A 16630-nucleotide genomic window follows, 5' to 3' on the forward strand; every position below is an offset into this window, starting at 1 on the left:
CACATGGCCGTCGAGCCGTTCGACACCGTCGACCTCATCCGCACGAAGCGCTCCGGGGGCGCCCTGAGCACCGCCGAGGTCGACTGGCTCGTCGACGCCTACACGCGCGGCTACGTCGAGGACCCGCAGATGGCGGCGATGGCGATGGCGATCTTCCTGAACGGGATGGAGCGCCGCGAGATCAAGGACCTCACCCTCGCGATGATCGCGTCGGGGGAGCGGATGTCGTTCTCGTCGCTCGGCAAGACGACGGTCGACAAGCACTCGACCGGTGGCGTCGGCGACAAGATCACGCTGCCGTTGGCGCCCCTCGTGGCGTCGTTCGGGGTCGCGGTACCCCAGCTGTCGGGCCGCGGGCTCGGGCACACCGGCGGCACGCTCGACAAGCTCGAGTCCATCCCCGGGTGGCAGGCGGCGCTGTCGAACGACCGTCTCCTCGAGGTGCTGACCGACGTGGGTGCGGTCATCTGCGCCGCCGGTACCGGCCTGGCTCCGGCCGACAAGAAGCTCTACGCCCTGCGGGACATCACCGGCACCGTCGAGAGCATCCCACTCATCGCGTCGAGCATCATGTCGAAGAAGATCGCCGAGGGCACAGGTGCGCTCGTGCTCGACGTGAAGTTCGGGTCGGGGGCGTTCATGCCCTCGTACGAGTCGTCGCGCGAGCTCGCGCAGACGATGGTCGACCTCGGGAACGACGCCGGGGTGAAGACCTCGGCGCTGCTGACCGACATGGAGGTCCCGCTCGGGCTGACGATCGGCAACGCGCTCGAGGTGCGGGAGTCGGTCGACGTGTTGGCGGGCGGGGGTCCAGCCGACGTCGTCGCGCTGACCGTGGCGCTGGCGACCGAGATGCTCACGCTGGCCGGGCTGCCGGACGCCGACCCGGCCGCCGCACTGGCCGACGGCCGCGCGATGGACACCTGGCGGCGGATGATCCAGGCGCAGGGCGGGGACCCCGCAGCCGCGTTGCCGGTCGCCCGCGAGCAGCACGTCGTCACCGCGCCGTCGTCGGGCGTGCTCGCGCAGCAGGACGCCCTGCCGTTCGGCGTCTCGGCCTGGCGCCTGGGTGCCGGCCGTGCGCGCGCGCAGGACCCGGTGCAGGCCGGGGCGGGCATCGAGCTGCACGTCAAGCCCGGTGACACCGTCGCCGCGGGGCAGCCGCTCTGGACGCTGCACACCGACGACGCGTCGCGGATCCCGCGGGCGCTCGAGTCGCTCGAGGGTGCGTGGTCGATCGGCACCGAGGCGCCTCGGCGTGGGCCGATCGTTCGCGAGCGCATCGCGGGCTGAACCCGGGCCGTGGAACCGGCCACCGGCCGGGCTGCGGCTGCCTGCCCGGCTGTGGAGAGCCTCCAGTGGGTCCCGTCGTCTGTTGTGCACAGGTGCCTGCGCGGGGTCGGTGACCACCGATAGCCTGGGGCCATGAGCTCCGACGCCACGACCTACCGCCTGCCCGACGCCGGAGCGGTCATCAACGACCTGCCCAAGGTCTCGCTGCACGACCACCTCGACGGTGGTCTGCGTCCGGCGACGATCGTCGAGCTGGCTGCCGAGGCCGGCGTGGCGCTGCCGACCACCGACGCCGTGGCGCTCGGTGCGTGGTTCGCGGACCAGTCGAACTCCGGCTCACTCGTCGAGTACCTGAAGACCTTCGACGTCACGACCTCGGTGATGCAGACGGCGCCGCAGCTGCACCGCATCGCGAAGGAGTTCGTCGAGGACCTGGTCGCCGACGGCGTCGTCTACGGCGAGGTCCGCTGGGCGCCCGAGCAGCACCTGCAGGGCGGGCTCACGCTCGACCAGGCGGTCGAGGCCGTGCAGGCCGGTATCGAGGAAGCGGTCGACGCCGCCGGCGGCAGCATCCGCGTCGGCCAGCTCGTCACGGCGATGCGCCACGCGGACCGCGCACTCGAGATCGCCGAGCTCGCCGTCCGGCACCGCGACGCCGGCGTGGTCGGCTTCGACATCGCCGGGGCCGAGGCCGGGTTCCCGCCCTCGAACCACCGTGCGGCGTTCGACTACCTCGCGTCCGAGCTCTTCCCCGTGACGGTGCACGCGGGCGAGGCCGACGGGCTCGCCTCGATCCGCTCCGCGCTCGTCGACGGGCGGGCACTGCGCCTCGGCCACGGCGTCCGCATCTTCGAGGACGTCGTCCTGTCCGACGCCGGTGACGGCTCGACGCTCGCCTCCCTCGGCGAGGTCGCCTCGTGGGTGCGCGACCGTGAGATCCCGCTCGAGGTCTCGCCGTCGTCGAACCTGCAGACCGGGGCCGTCGCGGCGTGGGGCGACGACCTCGCCGACCACCCCTTCGACGTGCTCTACCAGCTCGGCTTCCGGGTCACGGTGAACACCGACAACCGCCTGATGAGCGACACCTCGCTCTCGAAGGAGCTCGCGCTGCTGGCGGGCACGTTCGGCTACGACCTCGACGACCTCGCGGCGTTCCAGATCAACGCGGCCCTCGGCTCGTTCCTGCCGCTCGAGGACCGCGAAGAGATCATCGCCACCATCACGGCCGGCCACCAGGAGGCCTGACGCATGCCACTGCCGCCGCTGCCGGACTCCGCCGTCGTGCTCGGGGCGACCGCGTCCTCGTGGCGCGACGCGCTCCGGCTGGCCGGCGGTGCCCTCGTGTCGTCGGGAGCGGCGACCGAGCCGTACACCGACGCCATGATCGGCCTGGTCGAGGAACACGGGCCGTACATCGTCATCTCGCCCGGGCTGGCGTTCGCGCACGCCCGGCCGGGGCCCGCGGTGCTGCGTGACGGGCTGTCCGTCGTGACGCTCGACGCGCCGGTGTCGTTCGGACACCCGCACAACGATCCGGTCCGCGTGGTGCTCGGGCTCGCGGTCGCCGGGGTCGGCACCCACCTCGAGTCGATCGGGGAGATCGCGAACCTGTTCAACGACGCTTCGGTGACCGGTCGGATCGCCGATGCCGCCACCGCGGACGAGGTCCGCGCGATCATGGGGGTCACGGCATGAAGATCGTCACCATCTGCGGCGCGGGCATCGGTTCCAGCGCGATCCTCAAGGTGAACGCCGAGAAGGCCCTCGCGGCGCTCGGGCTGACCGCATCGGTCGTGGCGGCCGACGTCGCGTCCGTGCAGAAGGTGTCCGACGACGCGAACGTGATCCTCACCAGCCAGGAGTTCGTCGAGGCGATCGGGTCCACCTACGCCGAGGTCATCGTGATCCGGAACCACTTCGACCAGGCCGAGATCACGGCCGCGGTGGACCGGGCGCTCGGCGAACACTGACGCCGGTTCCGTGGCCTCTAGAGTTGGGGCATGAGCACGGAGAACCCGCTGAACGACCCCGCCGCCGACCCGTTCGAGGTCGCGCGTGACGCCGCCGAGGTCATCGCCTCGAAGTCCGGCATCGAGCGCCACGACATCGCCCTGACCCTCGGGTCCGGGTGGGGGAAGGCCGCAGACCTCATCGGCGAGACCGTGTCCGAGATCCCCGCGTCCGAGGTCCCCGGCTTCAGCGCCTCGGCCGTCCCCGGACACTCCGGTACGGTCCGCTCGATCCGTCTCGCCGACGGCCGGCACGCGCTGGTCATCGGGGCGCGCACGCACTACTACGAGGGCCACGGGGTCCGTCGGGTCGTGCACAGCGTCCGGACCGCGGCGGCGACCGGCGCCTCGATCATGGTCCTGACGAACGGTGCCGGGGGCATCAAGGAGCACTGGACGCCCGGCACGCCCGTCCTCATCAGTGACCACATCAACCTCACCGCGGACAGCCCGCTCGAGGGCGCGACGTTCGTCGACCTCACCGACCTGTACTCGGCGCGGCTCCGGTCGGTCGCTCGGGGCGTGGACCCCTCGCTCGACGAGGGCGTCTACACCCAGTTCCGCGGTCCGCACTACGAGACGCCGGCCGAGGTCCAGATGGCGAAGACCATCGGCGGGCACATCGTCGGCATGTCCACCGCGCTCGAGGCCATCGCGGCGCGGCAGGCCGGCATGGAGGTCCTCGGCTTCTCGCTCATCACGAACCTCGCCGCCGGCATCCAGAAGACGCCGCTGTCACACGCCGAGGTGCTCGAGGCCGGGCGCGAGGCCGAGCCGGTGATCGCCGACCTGCTCGCCCGCGTGGTGACCGCGCTGGGCTCCGCGTCGTGAAGCTCGACGTCGACGGCGTGCTCGCTGCTGCTCGTGCCTGGAGCGCGCAGGACCCGGACCCCGTGACCCGTTCCTCGCTCGATGCGGCGATCGACGCGGCGGCGACGGGCGACGGTCCCGCCGTGCAGGACCTCGCCGCGCGGTTCGCCGGGCGGCTGGCGTTCGGCACCGCCGGCCTCCGTGCCGAGCTCGGGTACGGCCCGCTCCGGATGAACCGGGTCGTCGTGACGCAGGCCGCCGCGGGACTCGCGCGCTTCCTCATCGACACCGGTCGTCGACGCAGCGTCGTCATCGGGTACGACGGCCGGGTGAACTCGGACGTCTTCGCCCGCGACTCCGCCGAGGTCATGCGCGGCCTCGGGCTCGAGGTCACCCTGCTGCCGTCGGCGCTCCCCACGCCCGTGCTGGCGTTCACCGTGCGGCACCTCGACGTCGGTGCCGGGGTGATGGTGACCGCGAGCCACAACCCGCCGCGGGACAACGGCTACAAGGTCTACCTCGGCGAGGACGACGAGGGATCGCAGATCGTCCCGCCCGTCGACGCCGACATCGCCGCCGCGATCGACGCCGTCGCCGCGGGCTCGATCGCGGACCTGCCCCGTGCCACCGACTACACCGTCGCCACGTCCGAGCTGCTCGACGCCTACGTGTCCGCCACCGCGGCGACGGTGGCAGCGCCCGGGCTCGCTCCGGACGCGCAGCCGAAGGTCGTCTACACGGCCATGCACGGCGTCGGGTGGGAGACCGCCCGCGCCGTGTTCGAGGCGGCCGGGTTCGCCGTGCCGGTGACCGTGCCCGAGCAGATCGAGCCGGACGGGGCGTTCCCGACGGTGTCGTTCCCGAATCCCGAGGAACCGGGGGCGATGGACCTGTCGATCGCCCGCGGGGTCGCGGTCGGTGCGGACCTCGTCATCGCGAACGACCCGGACGCCGATCGGCTGGCGCTGGCGATCCCGGACGGCGACGGTTCCTTCCGCAGGCTCTCGGGCAACGAGGTCGGCTGGCTCCTCGGGTGGCGCGCTGCCGCCCGGGCGTCCGACGACGGTGTGGAGGGAACGCTCGCGGCGTCGATCGTGTCCTCGCCGGCGCTCGCACGGGTCGCGGCGCGGCACGGGCTGGAGTACCGCGACACCCTCACCGGCTTCAAGTGGGTCTCCCGCGTCCCCGGGCTGCTGTTCGGGTACGAGGAAGCGCTCGGCTACCTGGTCGACCCGGAGGTCGTCCGCGACAAGGACGGCATCTCGGCGGCGCTGTCCCTGCTGTCCCTCGCCGCGGACCTGGCTGCCTCGGGGTCGTCGATCGCCGGGCAGCTCGACGCCTTCGCGGCCGAGTTCGGGGCGTTCGCGTCCGGGCAGGTGGCGACCCGGGTGGACGACCTCTCCCGCATCGGGTCGATCATGGCGTCCCTGCGGTCGACGCCGCCGACGACGCTCGGCGGGCTGTCGGTGCTGTCGGTGACGGACTACGCCGGTGGTGTCGAGGGCTTCCCGCCGTCGGACATCCTCCGCTACGACCTGACGGGTGACGCCCGCGTGATCGTCCGCCCGAGCGGGACCGAGCCGAAGGTGAAGGTCTACATCGACACCGTCGCGGCGACCCCGGCCGAGGCGCAGTCGCTCGTCGACGCCCTCGCCGCCGACATCCGCCCTCTGGTGTCGTAGGCGCGGCCGCGCCGGCGGCCGAACATGCCCGCCGCACGACGAAAGTCGCTTCGAACCGGGGTTCCCCGCGGTTCGAAGCGACTTTCGTTGTGCAGCGGCAAACGACGCCGTCCTCCACAGGACCCCGGGATCGCCGTGCGGTCCACAGAAGCGGGCGCAGACGTCGGTTCGCAGCGATCGAGCGCGATCCTCGTTCGATGGCACGACTCACGATCATCCACGGTGGCACCGCCGACCCCTCCGGCCGCAGGGGACGAGCACTCCAGCGCGCTGCCGACGCAGGGGACCGCGTACGGCTCGTCCCCGGCCGGTTCGTCGACGCCGGGGAGTGGCGGCGCGCGACGCCTGGTGAACGGCACATCGCGCGGATCAAGGCGGTGCACGATCGGCTCGCTCCGCGACTCGTCGTCTCTCACGCGTCGGCGGCCGCGTTGCACGGCCTTCCGTGGGCCGGAGAATTCCCCGAGACCGTCGACGTGCTCGATCCCCGACGGACGACGTCGCAGGGTCTCGCACACGTCCGGAAGCGACCTGGTGCCGGCCGGACGTTCCGGACCCAGACGATGGTGGCGAAGGACCGTCTGCTCACCGACCTCGTGAGCATGGCGGCCGACCTCACGATCTCCTACGAACTCCGCATCTCCGTGCCGGCACTGGACTCTGCCCTGCGGCGGGGCGCAGCCCGAGCGGACATCCGGGCAGAGATCGACGTCCGGAACGCCGTGCACGGGCGGCATCGCGCGATCACCGCGATCGAGCTGGCCGATGCGGCGAGTGGCTCACCGGGGGAGTCCGTCGGGCGCGTGGCGCTCGACGAGGTGGGCGCTCCTCGCCCCGTGCTGCAACAGGAGTTCCGCGATGCAGACGGCTTCATCGGGCGCGTGGACTTCTGGTTCCCCGACCAGGGCGTGATCCTGGAGTTCGACGGCAAGGCGAAGTACGTGGACCCCGCTCTCCGAGCAGCCGGTACGACCGCGGCCGACGTGGTCGTGTCGGAGAAGCGACGGGAGGATCGACTCCGCCGGCATCGGGACGTGCGGGCCGTCGGACGGTTCGGCTGGTCGGAGGCGCACGATGCTGAGGCGCTCCGAGCGCTGCTCCAGGGGGTGGGAGTCCCGACGACGCCGCGCTCGTTCACGCTGCTGCGGTGACGACGCTGGCGGCTCGGGATGCCTGCGCACAACCAAAGTCCCTTCGAACTGCGCCGATGCGCGGTTCGAAGGGACTTTGGTTGTGCGAAGCGCAGCGGCGCGCCGCGCGCAGCGCGGCGCAGCCGCCTACGCGAGCTCGAGCAGCACGTGGCCGGACGAGATCGTCTGGCCGACGGGGGCGTTCAGCCCCGTGACGACACCGTCACGCGGGGCAGCGACGGGCTGCTCCATCTTCATCGCCTCGAGCACGACGAGCAGGTCGCCCTTCACCACGGTGTCACCCTCGGCGACCGCGAGCTTCACCACGGTGGCCTGCATCGGGGACGTCACGGAGCCGGACGACGCCAGGCCGCCACGGACCCCGGACGACCGGCGCTTCGGCGGAGCGGACGGCCCGGCCGGACGACGACCGGCAGCACCGGCGGCGCCACCGGCGACGATCGACGGCATGGTGACCTCGATGCGCTTGCCCTGCACCTCGACGACCACGCTCTCGCGGGCTGCCGGTGCGGGGAGCTCCTCGGGGGAGCCGCTCCACGCCGGGATCTCGTTGACGAAGTCGGTCTCGATCCACTGCGTGTAGACACTGAACGGGGTCTCGTCGGGCGTCGCGAACGCCGGGTCCGACACGACCGCACGGTGGAACGGCAGCACGGTCGGCAGGCCGGTGACCTCGAACTCGGCGAGGGCACGACGCGACCGCTCCAGCGCCTCGGCGCGCGTGGCACCGGTGACGATGAGCTTCGCGAGCATCGAGTCGAACGAGCCGGAGACGACGTCGCCCGAGACGACGCCGGAGTCGACGCGGACACCGGGGCCGGACGGCGCGTGGAACGCGTGCACGGGGCCCGGCGCCGGGAAGAAGTTGCGACCCGGGTCCTCGCCGTTGATGCGGAACTCGAACGAGTGCCCCCGCGCCACCGGGTCGGAGTAGTCGAGCACGCCGCCCTCGGCGATGCGGAACTGCTCGCGGACGAGGTCGATGCCGGTGACCTCTTCGGAGACGCAGTGTTCGACCTGCAGGCGGGTGTTCACCTCGAGGAACGAGACGGTGCCGTCGGCGCCGATGAGGAACTCGCAGGTGCCGGCACCGACGTAGCCGACCTCGCGCAGGATCGCCTTCGACGACTCGTACAGCCGTTCCTCCTGCGAAGCCGTCAGGTACGGCGCGGGCGCCTCCTCGACGAGCTTCTGGTGCCGACGCTGCAGCGAGCAGTCGCGCGTCGAGACGATGACGACGTTGCCGTGCTCGTCGGCGAGGCACTGCGTCTCGACGTGGCGCGGCTTGTCGAGGTACTTCTCGACGAAGCACTCGCCGCGGCCGAACGCCGCGATGGCCTCGCGCGTCGCCGACTCGAAGAGCTCTTCCACCTGGTCGCGCGAGCGGACCACCTTGAGACCACGGCCGCCACCGCCGAACGCCGCCTTGATCGCGACGGGCAGTCCGACCTGGTCGACGAAGTCGAAGACCTCGGACACGTCCTGCACGGGCTCGATCGTGCCCGGCGCGAGCGGCGCACCGACCTTCTCGGCCACGTGCCGCGCGGAGACCTTGTCGCCCAGGCGCTCGATCGACTCCGGCGAGGGGCCGATCCAGGTCAGCCCGGCGTCGATGACGGCCCGGGCGAAGTCGGCGTTCTCGGCGAGGAACCCGTAGCCCGGGTGCACGGCGTCGGCGCCGGAGCGTCGGGCGACCGAGATGATCTTGTCGATGACGAGGTAGGTGTCGGCGCTCGTGGTGCCGTTCAGCGCGTAGGCCTCGTCGGCGAGGCGTGCGTGGAGGGCGTCACGGTCCTGGTCGGCGTAGACCGCGACCGATGCCTTGCCTGCGTCGCGGGCCGCGCGGATGATGCGGACGGCGATCTCGCCGCGGTTCGCGATGAGGACCTTGCTGATACGGGGCATGGTAAGTCAGCGTATTCGTGCGGCAGGGGCGCGAATTGACTGGCACCCACAAAGAACCGGCGCGAAGAAGTGTGGATGTCTACAGTGCCCAGAGGTCGTGCCACGCGATGCCGAACCCCCGCAGCAGCATCGCGCGCAGCACCGGGAGCGAGAGACCGACCACGGCGGACGGTGCGCCGTCGATCCGGGTGATGTACGCGGCGGCCCGACCGTCGATGGTGAACGCACCGGCGACCTCGAGCGGTTCGCCGGTGGCGACGTACGCGTCGATCTCCGCGGGCGACATGTCGTCGGCGAAGGTGAGCACGGCGCTGTCGACCGCCACCACCTGGTCGCCGTCGGCGACCATCGCCGACCCGCCGGGCGCGACGCCCGCGACGAAGGCAGCAGCGCCGAGCGGCCCGCCGCCCGACGCGTCCACGGTACGGACGGGAGGCACGGTGCCGGCCCGACCCGCGCCTCCAGGCCCCGGATCGGGTGCGTCCAGAACGTCGAGTGCGTCCAGGGCGTCGGGTGCGTCGGCGACGCGGCGCCGGTCCACGACGCAGTGCCCGCTCCAGAGCGTGCCGCCGCCGGCGGCGAGCATCTGCCGCCACCGCTCCCGCGCGACCTCCGGGTCGTGGGGCTTGCCGTACAGCACGCCGTCGACCTCGAACGCGGAGTCCCCGCCGAACACGAAGCCGTCGGCCGGGGAGCCGTCGACCGGGGCGTCCGCGACGGCCGAGGCCTTGGCGACCGCGAGCATCGCCACCAGCTCCGGCCCGGTCAGGTCGCGTCCGAGCGACGCGGCGGCCGCGGCGACAGCCGCGTCCTCGTCGACCCCCGGCGCGACGAGCACCGGCTCGATCCCGGTCTGGGCGAGCAGGGCGCGGCGGGCGGGGGAGGTACTCGCGAGGTACAGACGCATGGGAACATCGAACCATGGGTGAATCCGTCGGAACGCTGCTCGACCTCGACGTCACCGGGATCGCCCACGGCGGCATCTCGGTGGCACGGCACGAGGGGCGGGTGGTGTTCGTGTCGGACGCGATCCCCGGCGAACGGGTGACCGCCCGCGTGACCGAGGACCGGAAGAAGTCGTTCTGGCGTGCCGACACCGTGTCGGTCGAGACGCCGAGCGAACACCGCGTCGACCACGTCTGGCCCGAGGCCGCCCTCGACCGCGACCCGGCCGTCCGCGCCGGCGGTGCCGAGTTCGGGCACATCGCCCTCGGCCACCAGCGCACGCTGAAGCACGACGTCCTCGTCGACTCCTTCGCGCGCTTCGCCCGCACGGACCTCGCTGCCGTGCTCGGCCACGACGTCGTGGTCGAGGCAGCCCCCGGCGACGACGAGTCGAACGGCACCGGCTGGCGCACCCGCGTCCGCCTGCACGTCGACGAGGACGGCACCGCCGGCCCCTTCGCGGCCCGGTCGCACACCGTCGTGCCCGTCGCGTCCCTCCCGCTCGCGAGCCGGGTCGTGCAGGAGAGCGCCCCGCTCGGCCGCGGCGCGATGCCCGGCGCGTCCGTGGTCGACGTCCTCGCGCCGAGCGGCTCCGAGGGTGCGCGACTCGTGATCGACGAGCAGAAGCCGACCGTCGTGACCGAGGTCGTGGGGGAGCGTTCGTTCTCGGTCGACGACAACGGCTTCTGGCAGGTCCACCGTGCGTCTCCGGCCGTGCTGACCGCGGCCGTGCAGGACCTCGTCGACCGCGACCGGCTCGACCCCGAGGGGCAGCACCTCGACCTCTACGGCGGTGTCGGCCTGCTCGGCGCCGCGCTCGGCGACCTCGTCGGGCCGCGCGCCAAGCTCACCAGCGTCGAGAGCTCGGAGCGCGCCACCGAGCACGCGCAGGAGAACCTCTCCGAGTGGATCGGCGCCCGCGCCGAGACCGGCCGCGTCGACCGCTGGCTGCAGCGCACCGTCTCGACCCTGTCCGCCGGCGAGCGGCAGCGGCACCGCGCCGGGACGATCGTGCTCGACCCGCCGCGCTCGGGTGCCGGGCGCGAGGTCGTCGTGCAGATCGCGGCCCTCCAGCCGGCGCAGGTCGTCTACGTCGCCTGCGACCCGGTCGCGTTGGCGCGCGACGTCGCGACGTTCGCGGACCTCGGGTACCGCCTGGAGGCACTGCGCGCCTTCGACCTCTTCCCGCACACCCACCACCTCGAGGCCGTGGCGCGCCTGGTGCCCGTCGCCTGACGTCGATCGCGGGTCGCCTCCAGGGCGGCGGGCGCGTGCTCGACGGCGGTCGCGCGGGTGCCACGCCGACCTGGCCGATTTGCGCGACGCATGTCCGAGCGCACGACGACCGGCCGTGTCTCGACCGCGTCGCGCCGCTGCCTGAGTCCGACCTGGGTATCCTTGGTCGTTGATGGCGAACCGGTTTCAGGGGCCGGGGAGCGCATCGACCAGAGAGGCCACCGTGGCAACAGACACGACCACAACCGGAACGACCGGACTGGCGACCAAGCCCGTCCGTGTCGCGATCGTCGACGACCACGAGTCCGTGCGGCTCGGGATCCAGGCAGCCTGCCAGAACGAGGGGTTCGAGGTGGTGCTGACCGCCGCGAGCGTGCCCGAGTACATCGAGAACCTCGGTGGGCGTGAGGTCGACGTCGTCGTCCTCGACCTGTCCCTCGGCGACGGCTCGACCGTGACCGCGAACGTGAAGGGTGTGCAGGGCACCGGTTCCGCCGTGCTCGTGCACTCGATCGCCGACCGCGTCGCGAACGTCCGCGAGGCACTGGCCGCAGGGGCGGCCGGCGTCATCCCGAAGTCCTCGGCGACGAAGACCGTGATGGCCGCCGTCGCCACCGTCGCTCGCGGGGACGTGCTCAACAACCTCGAGTGGGCCAGCGCGATCGACGCCGACCGGGACTTCGCGAAGGCGCAGCTCGGCCGCCGCGAGCGCGAGATCCTGCACCTCTACGCCTCGGGCCTGCCGCTCAAGCTCGCCGCGCAGCAGCTCGGCATCGGCTACTCCACCGCCCGCGAGTACCTCGACCGCATCCGTGTGAAGTACGTCGAGGTCGGTCGACCGGCACCGACGAAGGTCGACCTCCTCCGCCGTGCGGTCGAGGACGGCATCCTGCCGGGGCTCGACTCGGGCATCGACCCCGACGGCGACGGCCGCTGAGCAGCATGACGGCGGCTGACGCTGCACCCGGGGCCGGGGCCGGGGCCGCGGCCGCCCGGACCGCGGCCGGGCGGATCGAACCCGCGCCGTTCGGGGCGGATCCCGCGCGGAGCGTCCGCGCGTCCATCACCCAGGCGTCCGTCGAGCGCGCGTTCGCGATCCTCCTCGCCGTGGCTGCACTCGGCTTCGGCGCGACGACCGTGCCCGCGGTGCTGTCGCAGCTGCCGTACCTCGACCCGGTGTGGGGTCCCGTCGTCGCGTTGGCGCTCGCCGCGTCGTTCCTCTTCGTCGGGGCGTCCGTCTTCGCGAGGCGCCTGGCGCAGATCGCGCAGATCGTGTGTGCCCTGGTGTTCCTCGTCGCCCTCGTCACCTGGCCGTTGACCGTGCAGGAGCCGATCCCGTCCGACCAGGCACCGTGGCCCTGGTGGCTCTGCACCGTGGGGTCGACCGCGGCCGCGATGGGCTTCGCCCCGTGGCGGGCGTCCGTCTACACCGCGCTCGTGCCGGCCGTGTACGTGGCCATCCGGTTCACCCCGCTGGGCGGCGACGCGGGTGTCGGGGCGTTGCTCAACGGCTTCTACACGGCGATCCTCAGCGGGGCCGCCCTCATCATCGTGATCGTGCTCCGCCGTGCAGCGGCAGCCGTCGACGCCGCCCAGGCCACGGCCGTCCGGCGGTACTCGCACGCGATCCGCGAGCACGCCACCGAGGTCGAGCGGGTCCAGGTCGACGCGATCGTCCACGACAGCGTGCTCACGACGCTCCTCTCCGCTGCCCGGGCCGACACCCGCGACGCCGAGATGCTCGCCGCGCGGATGGCCCGGAACGCCATCGACCACCTCGAGGCCGCGGCGGCGGACGGCCCAGGGGACGCACCCCCGGTCTCCCTCGTCGACCTGCGGACCCGCATCTCCGACGCCGTCGGTGCGCTCGCGGCGCCGGTGCGGGTCGACCGTGGGCACGTCGGGTCGATCCGGGTGCCCGCGATCGTCGCGGACGCCGTCGCCTCGGCGGCCGTCCAGGCCGCGGTGAACAGCGTGCAGCACGCCGGTCCGGCCGAGGTCGACCGGTGGATCGTCGTCGAGCAGCGCGGCGCCGGCGTCCACGTCGAGGTCGGGGACGACGGTGCCGGCTTCGACATCGCGGGGATCCCCGCCGAGCGACTCGGCGTCCGTCGTTCGATCGTGGAGCGGGTGGTCGCTGCCGGGGGCACCGCCGAGATCGTCACCGCGCCGGGAGCGGGCACCCGTGTGCTCCTCGACTGGGCGCCGGCGGCGGGGGAGCAGCGGTGAAGGCCTCACTCCCGGCCGGGGTCGCGATCGGGCTCGCGACGCTCTTCTCCGTGTACCACCTCGTCCTCGCGGCGACGACGCTCCCCGGAGCCGCCCAGATCGGGCCGGTCGTCGCGTGCATGGTCCTCTACGCTGCGGCGACCGGTGTGGCGGTGTTCGTGCCCGGTCGGCCGCTGCCGGTCTGGGCGGCGTGCTTCGCGCTCGCGACGGCCGTGGTGCTGCCCGTCGTCGCCTCGCCCACGGTCGACCTGACCGCCGGCCCGGGGAACGGCACGTGGTGGATCGCCGCGGTCGGCACGCTGATGGTCGTCCTCGTCGTGCGTGCGCGCGTCGCGTTCGCCTGGGTCGGTGTCGGGTTCCTCACCGTGCACGCCGTCGCCTGGGCCGGACTCGGGGCGCTCGGCTCGCTCGGCGTGCTCGGCAGCGTGGTGTGGGTCGTGATCGCCACCGGCCTCACGGCTGCGATGAGTCGTGCCACACGTGTCACCCGCGACTTCGTCCGCGCCGAGCAGGAGACCGCCGACTGGCAGGCGGCGCAGGACGCCCACGTCTTCGAGCGGCAGTTCCGGCTCAGCCAGACGACGCGCATGGCGCTGCCGATGCTCCAGCGGATCATCGAGACCGGCGGTGACCTGGACGACGCCGAGCGCGCCGAGTGCCTGCACCTCGAACAGGCCATCCGCGACGAGATCCGGGGCCGGTCGCTGCTGTCGGAGGACGTCCGCGACGAGGTCATGCGCCTCCGTCGTCGTGGCGCCACGGTGCAGCTGCACGACGACGGCGGTCTCGACGACCTCGAGATCGACGACCTGCGCCGGGTGCACGCCCGAATCGCAGAGGCCCTGCGCCAGGCACGGGAGGCCGACAACGTGATCATCCGGACCGTCCCCGAGGGGTCCGAGTCCGCCGTGACCGTCGTGGGGCTGCGGCTCGACCTCGCGGCGAGCGAGTCGGCGGCGCTCGGGGCCGGGATGGACGACGAGGACGGCGACGAGGACGAGTCGGTCGTCGTGTGGCTCGAGATCCCGCGGCACGAGACCGTCTGAGGCGGCCCGACACCGAACGTCGTCGGCGCCCGCGCGGACGACAGCGCCCGGAAACGACGACAGCGCCCGGAAACGGGGAACGGGCCGGTCGGATACCGACCGGCCCGTTCACGACCCGAGTCTGAGCGACAACCCGAATATCGCCCTGACTCGTAGCTGGTAGGTGGCTTCGTACCCTAGTCGGCCACCGACCTGCGATGTTCTTCGTTGAAGGACACCGAACACGAACTACTATGCCCGCAGCCGAACGCTCTGTCAGTCGTCATTATGGGGGACAAAATCGGCCATTTCCGCCGCCCTCGGCCCCTGCTGTCCCCCGTCTGCGGGGAGACCGACCGGGAATCCCGCGGTCGGGGCACCGAGACCGCCCGGTACCCAGGGGTACATGGTCGCCCGCACCGTGCGGCACGCGCAAGCCCCCGGAGCGGCTCAGCGGAGCGATCGGCCCCAGGCGCCGGCACCGTGCTCAAGCGGTCGACGGAGGCCCCGGGCGGACACGTCCCACCCCGAGCGCGGCGACACGGTGACCTCGGGACGGCCGAGCGACGCCGCCTCGTCCGCCTGACGCTGCAGGACGGCGATGACGGCGGCGAGCTCCTCCGGCGTGGGCTCGCCGGAGACGACACGGACGTCGGCGGCCGCCGCGACCGCCTGCTCGACGGGGACCGCGGGGACCACGGCTGCGTGGCGGCCCATCAGCGTGCGCCCGTCACAGCGGGATGTTCCCGTGCTTCTTGGGCGGCAGCGTCGCGCGCTTGCCACGGAGGGCCCGCAGCGCCTTGACGACCGAGACGCGCGTCGCGTGCGGCTGGATGATCCCGTCGAGCTCGCCGCGCTCGGCGGCGAGGTACGGGGACGCGACGTTGTACGTGTACTCGTTCGCGAGCTTCGCACGCACGGCCGCGACGTCCTCGCCGGACTCCTCGGCGCGCTTGATCTCGGCGCGGTACAGAATGTTGACGGCGCCTTGGCCACCCATCACGGCGATCTCGGCGGTCGGCCACGCCAGGTTGATGTCGGCACCGAGCTGCTTCGAGCCCATGACGATGTACGCGCCGCCGTACGCCTTGCGGGTGATGACGGTGACGAGCGGCACGGTGGCCTCGGCGTAGGCGTAGAGGAGCTTGGCGCCGCGGCGGATGACACCGGTCCACTCCTGGTCGGTGCCGGGCAGGTAGCCGGGGACGTCGACGAGGGTGAGGATCGGGATGCCGAACGCGTCGCAGAAGCGGACGAAGCGCGCGGCCTTCTCGCCGGCGTCGATGTTCAGCGTGCCGGCCATCGCCTGCGGCTGGTTCGCGATGATGCCGACCGTGCGGCCCTCGACCCGACCGAAGCCGATGAGGATGTTCGGGGCGAAGAGCGGCTGGACCTCGAGGAACTCGCCGTCGTCGACGATGTGCTCGATGATCGTCGTCACGTCGTACGGCTGGTTCGTGGAGTCCGGGATGACCACGTCGAGCTCGCGGTCGGCGTCGGTCGTCTCGAGCTCGGGCGCGACGTCGTAGGCCGGCGCGTCGGACAGGTTGTTGTCCGGCAGGAAGCCGATGAGCGAGCGGGCGTAGTCGAGCGCGTCGGACTCGTCCTCGGCGAGGTAGTGCGCGACGCCGGAGATCGCGTTGTGCGTCTGCGCGCCGCCGAGCTCCTCGAAGCCGACGTCCTCGCCGGTGACGGTCTTGATGACGTCGGGGCCGGTGACGAACATGTGGCTGGTCTTGTCGACCATGATCACGAAGTCCGTGAGGGCGGGGGAGTACACCGCACCGCCCGCTGCCGGGCCCATCACGATCGAGATCTGCGGGATGACGCCGGAGGCCTGGGTGTTCAGGCGGAAGATCTCGCCGTACTTGCCGAGGGCGACGACGCCTTCCTGGATGCGGGCGCCACCGGAGTCGAGGATGCCGATGATCGGCACGCCGGTCTTCAGCGCGTGCTCCATCACCTTGATGATCTTCTCGCCGGCGACTTCGCCGAGGGAGCCGCCGAAGACGGTGAAGTCCTGCGCGTACACGGCGACGTTGCGGCCGTGGATGGTGCCGAAGCCGGTGACGACCGCGTCGCCGTAGGGCCGCTTCGACTCCATGCCGAAGGCGTGGGTGCGGTGGCGGACGAACTCGTCGAGCTCCACGAAGGAGTTCTCGTCGAGCAGCTGCTCGATGCGTTCGCGCGCCGTGGTCTTGCCCTTGGCGTGCTGCTTCGCGATGGCGGCCTCGCCCGCGGCGGTCACTGCTTCGTGGTACCGCTCGCGGAGGTCGGCGAGCCGGCCGGCCGTCGTCGAGAGATCGGGGGTGTCTCCTGGGGTCACCCGCTCACCCTACCGGCGG

Annotated in this window: 15 protein-coding genes; 11 read left to right on the forward strand and 4 right to left on the reverse strand. The window is 72.3% G+C overall.

Features of this window, described 5'->3' with window-relative positions; genetic code table 11:
* Positions 1–3 precede the first annotated feature (3 nt).
* The 7 genes from ACEN8D_RS17750 to ACEN8D_RS17780 all read left to right on the forward strand — a co-directional run bounded on the left by ACEN8D_RS17750 (position 4) and on the right by ACEN8D_RS17780 (position 6945).
* Positions 4–1293 (forward strand): thymidine phosphorylase, encoded by a 1290-nt coding sequence (locus ACEN8D_RS17750; protein WP_413398473.1) that lies wholly within the window; start codon positions 4–6, stop codon positions 1291–1293.
* Between the two features lie 132 nt (positions 1294–1425).
* The gene (locus ACEN8D_RS17755; RefSeq protein ID WP_413398472.1) at positions 1426–2538 is read left to right on the forward strand and encodes an adenosine deaminase; all 1113 of its coding nucleotides are present in this window, start codon (positions 1426–1428) and stop codon (positions 2536–2538) included.
* Between the two features lie 3 nt (positions 2539–2541).
* Entirely contained in the window at positions 2542–2988 is a 447-nt protein-coding gene (locus ACEN8D_RS17760) for a PTS sugar transporter subunit IIA (protein ID WP_070418446.1), read from the forward strand.
* Positions 2985–3263: a PTS sugar transporter subunit IIB gene (locus ACEN8D_RS17765; RefSeq protein ID WP_070418447.1), complete on the forward strand. Its 279-nt coding sequence runs from the start codon at positions 2985–2987 to the stop codon at positions 3261–3263. The genes ACEN8D_RS17760 and ACEN8D_RS17765 overlap by 4 nt, the downstream gene beginning before the upstream one ends.
* Before the next feature lie 30 nt (positions 3264–3293).
* A complete protein-coding gene (locus ACEN8D_RS17770) occupies positions 3294–4133 on the forward strand; it encodes a purine-nucleoside phosphorylase (RefSeq protein WP_070418448.1) in 840 nt (279 codons plus the stop codon).
* On the forward strand, positions 4130–5794 hold the full coding sequence (locus ACEN8D_RS17775) for a phospho-sugar mutase (RefSeq protein WP_413398471.1): 1665 nt from the start codon (positions 4130–4132) through the stop codon (positions 5792–5794). The genes ACEN8D_RS17770 and ACEN8D_RS17775 overlap by 4 nt, the downstream gene beginning before the upstream one ends.
* A 197-nt stretch (positions 5795–5991) precedes the next feature.
* Positions 5992–6945, forward strand: a complete 954-nt coding sequence (locus ACEN8D_RS17780; protein ID WP_413398470.1) for a hypothetical protein — start codon at positions 5992–5994, stop codon at positions 6943–6945.
* A gap of 126 nt (positions 6946–7071) precedes the next feature.
* Here ACEN8D_RS17780 and ACEN8D_RS17785 read toward each other — a convergent pair whose 3' ends face one another.
* A complete protein-coding gene (locus ACEN8D_RS17785) occupies positions 7072–8850 on the reverse strand; it encodes an acetyl/propionyl/methylcrotonyl-CoA carboxylase subunit alpha (protein WP_413400109.1) in 1779 nt (592 codons plus the stop codon).
* Between the two features lie 79 nt (positions 8851–8929).
* The gene (locus ACEN8D_RS17790; RefSeq protein ID WP_495601089.1) at positions 8930–9757 is read right to left on the reverse strand and encodes a Maf family protein; all 828 of its coding nucleotides are present in this window, start codon (positions 9755–9757) and stop codon (positions 8930–8932) included.
* Between the two features lie 14 nt (positions 9758–9771).
* On the opposite strand from ACEN8D_RS17790, the gene ACEN8D_RS17795 reads away from it, so the two are divergent.
* The 4 genes from ACEN8D_RS17795 to ACEN8D_RS17810 all read left to right on the forward strand — a co-directional run bounded on the left by ACEN8D_RS17795 (position 9772) and on the right by ACEN8D_RS17810 (position 14306).
* On the forward strand, positions 9772–11031 hold the full coding sequence (locus ACEN8D_RS17795; protein ID WP_413461782.1) for a class I SAM-dependent RNA methyltransferase: 1260 nt from the start codon (positions 9772–9774) through the stop codon (positions 11029–11031).
* A 172-nt stretch (positions 11032–11203) separates the two neighbouring features.
* The gene (locus ACEN8D_RS17800) at positions 11204–11968 is read left to right on the forward strand and encodes a response regulator transcription factor (protein ID WP_374115184.1); all 765 of its coding nucleotides are present in this window, start codon (positions 11204–11206) and stop codon (positions 11966–11968) included.
* Positions 11969–11973: 5 nt separating this feature from the next.
* Positions 11974–13260, forward strand: a complete 1287-nt coding sequence (locus tag ACEN8D_RS17805; RefSeq protein WP_495601090.1) for a sensor histidine kinase — start codon at positions 11974–11976, stop codon at positions 13258–13260.
* Positions 13257–14306 (forward strand): DUF8320 family protein, encoded by a 1050-nt coding sequence (locus ACEN8D_RS17810; protein WP_413400055.1) that lies wholly within the window; start codon positions 13257–13259, stop codon positions 14304–14306. The genes ACEN8D_RS17805 and ACEN8D_RS17810 overlap by 4 nt, the downstream gene beginning before the upstream one ends.
* 429 nt (positions 14307–14735) lie before the next feature.
* Here the strand turns inward: ACEN8D_RS17810 and ACEN8D_RS17815 are convergent, their stop codons facing one another.
* Both ACEN8D_RS17815 and ACEN8D_RS17820 read right to left on the reverse strand, forming a co-directional pair.
* The gene (locus ACEN8D_RS17815; RefSeq protein ID WP_083295286.1) at positions 14736–15002 is read right to left on the reverse strand and encodes an acyl-CoA carboxylase subunit epsilon; all 267 of its coding nucleotides are present in this window, start codon (positions 15000–15002) and stop codon (positions 14736–14738) included.
* Between the two features lie 13 nt (positions 15003–15015).
* Complete coding sequence (locus tag ACEN8D_RS17820) at positions 15016–16611, reverse strand: acyl-CoA carboxylase subunit beta (protein WP_070418456.1); 1596 nt, start codon at positions 16609–16611, stop codon at positions 15016–15018.
* Positions 16612–16630 lie beyond the last annotated feature (19 nt).

The organism is Curtobacterium sp. Curtsp22 (assembly GCF_059492135.1).

Coding starts and splice junctions, on each gene's coding strand:
- ACEN8D_RS17750 (WP_413398473.1), top strand. CDS start 4: ATGGCCGTCGAGCCGTTCGACACCGTCGACCTCATCCGCACGAAGCGC.
- ACEN8D_RS17755 (WP_413398472.1), top strand. CDS start 1,426: ATGAGCTCCGACGCCACGACCTACCGCCTGCCCGACGCCGGAGCGGTC.
- ACEN8D_RS17760 (WP_070418446.1), top strand. CDS start 2,542: ATGCCACTGCCGCCGCTGCCGGACTCCGCCGTCGTGCTCGGGGCGACC.
- ACEN8D_RS17765 (WP_070418447.1), top strand. CDS start 2,985: ATGAAGATCGTCACCATCTGCGGCGCGGGCATCGGTTCCAGCGCGATC.
- ACEN8D_RS17770 (WP_070418448.1), top strand. CDS start 3,294: ATGAGCACGGAGAACCCGCTGAACGACCCCGCCGCCGACCCGTTCGAG.
- ACEN8D_RS17780 (WP_413398470.1), top strand. CDS start 5,992: ATGGCACGACTCACGATCATCCACGGTGGCACCGCCGACCCCTCCGGC.
- ACEN8D_RS17785 (WP_413400109.1), bottom strand. CDS start 8,850: ATGCCCCGTATCAGCAAGGTCCTCATCGCGAACCGCGGCGAGATCGCC.
- ACEN8D_RS17790 (WP_495601089.1), bottom strand. CDS start 9,757: ATGCGTCTGTACCTCGCGAGTACCTCCCCCGCCCGCCGCGCCCTGCTC.
- ACEN8D_RS17795 (WP_413461782.1), top strand. CDS start 9,772: ATGGGTGAATCCGTCGGAACGCTGCTCGACCTCGACGTCACCGGGATC.
- ACEN8D_RS17800 (WP_374115184.1), top strand. CDS start 11,204: ATGGCGAACCGGTTTCAGGGGCCGGGGAGCGCATCGACCAGAGAGGCC.
- ACEN8D_RS17805 (WP_495601090.1), top strand. CDS start 11,974: ATGACGGCGGCTGACGCTGCACCCGGGGCCGGGGCCGGGGCCGCGGCC.
- ACEN8D_RS17815 (WP_083295286.1), bottom strand. CDS start 15,002: ATGGGCCGCCACGCAGCCGTGGTCCCCGCGGTCCCCGTCGAGCAGGCG.